Raw genomic sequence first — 4,122 nt, 5'->3', positions numbered from 1 at the left:
AAGAAATGTATCAACGATGTTGAGATAAATTGAGCCCATTTAAAAAATACTTCTATTAGCAGAACAAGTAATAATTTATATAGGAAAATTAAAATGACTGAAAAATATAATTATGAACTTACGCAAGTTACTGTGAATAAAGATGCTGATAAACCAGGTATTTATATCGAACTATCTAGAGCTTATGAGAACTATAAGCGTGCTGAAACTTCGTTTGACATATATGTAAAGCAAACCGGTTACAAGTATCAAAATAGTGATGCGATAATAAGTAATAAAGCAGATTTTGCGTTTCTTAATGCCACTAATGGTGAGTTAGAAAGTATTGGAAGTTATGAAAATCTATCTATTGATGAAGCTAATTTGATCAAGAAAAAAGCCATCAAAGCAATTGATTCAGAGAAATTTGAAGTCCTAAATACTCTTGGTAGAGGTGCATTTTCTTCATATAAAAAGTTATTGGAGGGTGTGACTGAAGAAGTTGTTAAATTTTATCGAGACAATAAAAACAGGTATGAAAATGCTAAATCCACAAGAGACAAAACGTACTTGCGTGATATGAGTCGATACCTTGTGCTGTCTGAAGGTTATCATGTCGAAGATGCGCTCAATCTTATTTATGTACGAGACTTCATGTGTAACAATACTTAAGTCGAAACCAGTATTATTTAACAAATAAGGAGATAAGAATGCAAGAACGCTATCACGATTTAATTTCCGCAATGGCTAAAACATATAACCGTATGTTAAAAGAGTTTCGCCCTTGTAAGCCTGGAAGTGAATTTTTAGAACAAAATCTAATTACTTTGTTGGCTCATGAATTTTTATGCCAATATCCAAATGGCATTGCATACACTGAAATACCATTTACTCCTCCAGAGGATGATAGCTGGAAATCTAGGCTAGATGCTTACATGGCAACAAGTGAATTTGGTCTTTTAGTCGAAGCAAAAGGATCAAAATCTCGAGTAGAGTTGTTTAAGTCGATCGAAGAGGATTTAACCAGAATTTATTCACCTAAATTAAAGTCTAGCTTTGCAGAAATGGCTATAGGAAATTGTAAGAAATCTAAATTAAATAGAAGTTACATACTCCCCAAATCCATGCATGGATTAATAGTTGCAGATTGCTGGTCAGAAGACACAGCTAAAGCTTGGGAGGAAAATCCATATTTTAACAACCCCTGTTTTAATTTGATAACAAAAGCGTTACCAATGGGTGAATATGGTGGCTACAAATACTTTATATTGTATGCAATAACAGAACAGCTTGATTGGTAGTAACAAAACTCATATCAAAACACACTAGGTGGTAACGCCTCAAACATTTCTGAATGAGTCAACATAGGTTTTTGCAGTAGTGCGGATGTAAACACTGCTCAACCCCCTAGTTATTTGCCGCCGATGAAAATAATCCGTTTTTAAATATGAGGAAAGCTATGAGTCATTCCATCTATCACCCCGCCGATGTCGAGGCGCTCAACGGAGCCACCCGATTGCTTAATGCGCTCCGTATTTCACATTGCATTGATCTTCGATCAGCTAGCGAAGCATTCACCTTGCTTGCCACTGGTGCCGACGTGCCAGAGCGATTACGACGCTACTACGGAAAAGTCGGCAAGAAACTGACGTTGACAGAATCGCGCCTCAAGAAATATCTCGATTCGACTGCATGCGAAGGAGAAACATTGTCAAGGCGTATTCGTTCAACGTTTCATCGCAACAATTTGACAGAAGAAGATTTGCGCAAGCTGTGCAAGGTCAACACACGACTCCAAGCCTTAGAAAAAATCCTTCAAGACAAAATGAATGGAATGCTTGAACGCTTGGAAGGGCTAGACCCTGCCGGCGTGGAATGGGATAACTGGGATGACACTGAAATCATCCTTTGGCTAACTTTCAATCCAGCAAATGAGCGTCCCTCATACAACGCCGATAAATGGGCAGAGGTAGGCCACATGGAACCAATTGAGGTGAAAGTGAAAATCTGGTGTGATAAACGGGATCCTACTGATGAAGAACCGTGGGGGCTGGATGACAGGCACAACCATAGCGACCTTAGTGGACTCGAAGGGACGCAGATGCAGCATTTTCACCAATGCTATTTATTTCACGAACTCTGGGATCATGCCGATGTGGGGACATGGGGAATGTTGAATCTACGTTCGATCTGGATTGAAGTGAAACCGCATCGGTCTGGAGATTTTGTGATTTGAAAAATCACCGATAGCAGTCAAGTAGATATCTTTCACTTCTTCACGGAATACCTGTTCAGGAATGCAGATCATTTGAGGTGAGATATAGGATATTTCATTGAGACTTTGTTGAAAAGGTGTGCCTGTTTTGCTGCATTTTCATCTTTGGATAGTGTTAAATGTCAAAAACTCAATATCAAAAAAGGCCACTTTAGAAGCAAAGCCTTAATTTTACAGCACCCTAATCCATAACGATTAGGCCAAAACTAAATTGCACCTTCAACGGCAAGTTTTGGCACTTGCATGCCCAAAAGCTGACCTCTGATGAAATGTGATTTAGATTTTTTGATTTTGTGCCTTTGAAGTCCGCAAAGCTGCCGCTCGATACCTGTCATGATATATGGATATTCAGGCCAATATTGACCTGATCAGTTACATCTAGAACGTGAGAGAAGCAGACTTAATTCGAACACTGGCTTCATGACTAAAGATAGCTATTTATCGAACTGCAATGCTTCCTGGAAATAGGAAGGTGCAAAGTGCTGTTCATTTTGAGTTCCATCGGAGTTCGTATGATCTCGAACAGCGTCATAACCTAACTTTCTCTCATGCAACATATCACAATTTACAGTCAACGAGTTCCAGAACTCAAATACTTTGTCTGCATCATCACGGTATTTAGCTATAGAGTAAAATCTAATGAATTCATGGTATGTTATGTCTTTATCATACCCTGACAAATGGCTTAGATGATTTCGGTCAAAAAATTCAATCAGGCCCAACTCAAAAGCTAAATAACGCATTTTCTGTTCAGGAGTAATACTCTCGATATCTTTTGTGTTAAAGGCTTGAGCCATCATTAAATATGTCTGAATTAAATTAAATTTGCTTTCAAACTGAGTGGCCACATGTTGGTTATCGGGGTCTTCTTTCAGATGGCCTTCATAAGTTGACCTGAATTTTTCTATAGCCTCTTTGCCGTTTGAAATTTTAGGGATGTTCCCCCATTTCTTCTCAAGAAACTTTAAACCTTCATCCAAGAACTTCATTGAATGAAAAGCAACTTGAATTAGATTAAGGCCCTCTTCCTTCATCTCTGCAAGCTTAAGTAGGTGCATGTGGCAGCCTCCTTGCTCCATAGCTGCATGATAAAGCCCTCTTTGAATACCAATCACATCGGCAACAGAATTACCAAACTTCTTTCCGCTTCTTGTGTATTTAAAGGACTCAAACATAATAACTTACAGTTCCAAATAATCGATTAGTAGTTAACTTTACGGGTTGAAATCATAAACTATTGATATCTTGGTTAAAAGGGATTCTCGATGTAGCCACTAACGTCTTAAATTGCACCTGCCTGCTACCTGATTGAAATTTTTTGCTATTGTTGCCTGTGAAGTCCGCAAGTCGTAGATTCGACCCAAATAATTAGGCTTGGATATTCAGGCCGTTTTTAGCTTGAATGACTACGTCTGAGATAAGCAGACGTCAGGTTAATGCTGAGCTTTGCATTTCCTTAAGCAAAAACAGACATTTGAACGCCTACATTTGCGGCTAGCTTGACACACTGCTTTCAGTTTTGTTTTCCGTTTATTTAACTCATGCATATTCTGGTCCATCATGAACACCCATTCTGGCGCAACGTGAACACCTATTCTGGCTGATCGTGAACACTAAATCTGGCGTCATCATGAACACTTGTTGCTGGCTTCCAGAATAAGTGTTCATGATCCAGAATCACTGTTCACAACACCAGAATTCTTTCGCGCATTGATTTTCTATGACTGCTAGCCTCTTCAGTTTTTCACTGGAGACGGCAATGCCAACCAAGAGAATATCAATGCGAAAATTACGAGAAATATTGCGTCTTCGTTTACAAAATGGGCTCTCATTACGCCAGATCAATGGCAGCTTGAGGCTTAGCCTGG

General features: G+C 39.0%; 4 protein-coding genes. 3 read left to right on the top strand and 1 reads right to left on the bottom strand.

Features of this window, described 5'->3' with window-relative positions; all coding sequences use genetic code 11:
- Positions 1 to 93 precede the first annotated feature (93 nt).
- The 3 genes from A3766_RS17145 (at position 94) to A3766_RS17135 (ending at position 2,215) form a co-directional block, all read left to right on the top strand.
- Positions 94 to 651, top strand: a complete 558-nt coding sequence (locus A3766_RS17145; RefSeq protein ID WP_068510865.1) for a hypothetical protein — start codon at positions 94 to 96, stop codon at positions 649 to 651.
- A 38-nt stretch (positions 652 to 689) separates the two neighbouring features.
- Positions 690 to 1,280, top strand: a complete 591-nt coding sequence (locus A3766_RS17140) for a hypothetical protein (protein WP_068510863.1) — start codon at positions 690 to 692, stop codon at positions 1,278 to 1,280.
- A gap of 158 nt (positions 1,281 to 1,438) precedes the next feature.
- A complete protein-coding gene (locus A3766_RS17135; protein ID WP_068510861.1) occupies positions 1,439 to 2,215 on the top strand; it encodes a hypothetical protein in 777 nt (258 codons plus the stop codon).
- Between the two features lie 473 nt (positions 2,216 to 2,688).
- On the opposite strand, the gene A3766_RS17130 is transcribed toward A3766_RS17135, so the two are convergent.
- On the bottom strand, positions 2,689 to 3,429 hold the full coding sequence (locus tag A3766_RS17130) for a hypothetical protein (RefSeq protein ID WP_068510859.1): 741 nt from the start codon (positions 3,427 to 3,429) through the stop codon (positions 2,689 to 2,691).
- Between the last annotated feature and the right edge of the window lie 693 nt (positions 3,430 to 4,122).

The sequence above is a fragment of the Oleiphilus sp. HI0132 genome (assembly GCF_001635845.1).
Note: the sequence above shows the minus strand (reverse complement) of the source record. Positions and strands in the feature narration are given on the sequence as shown.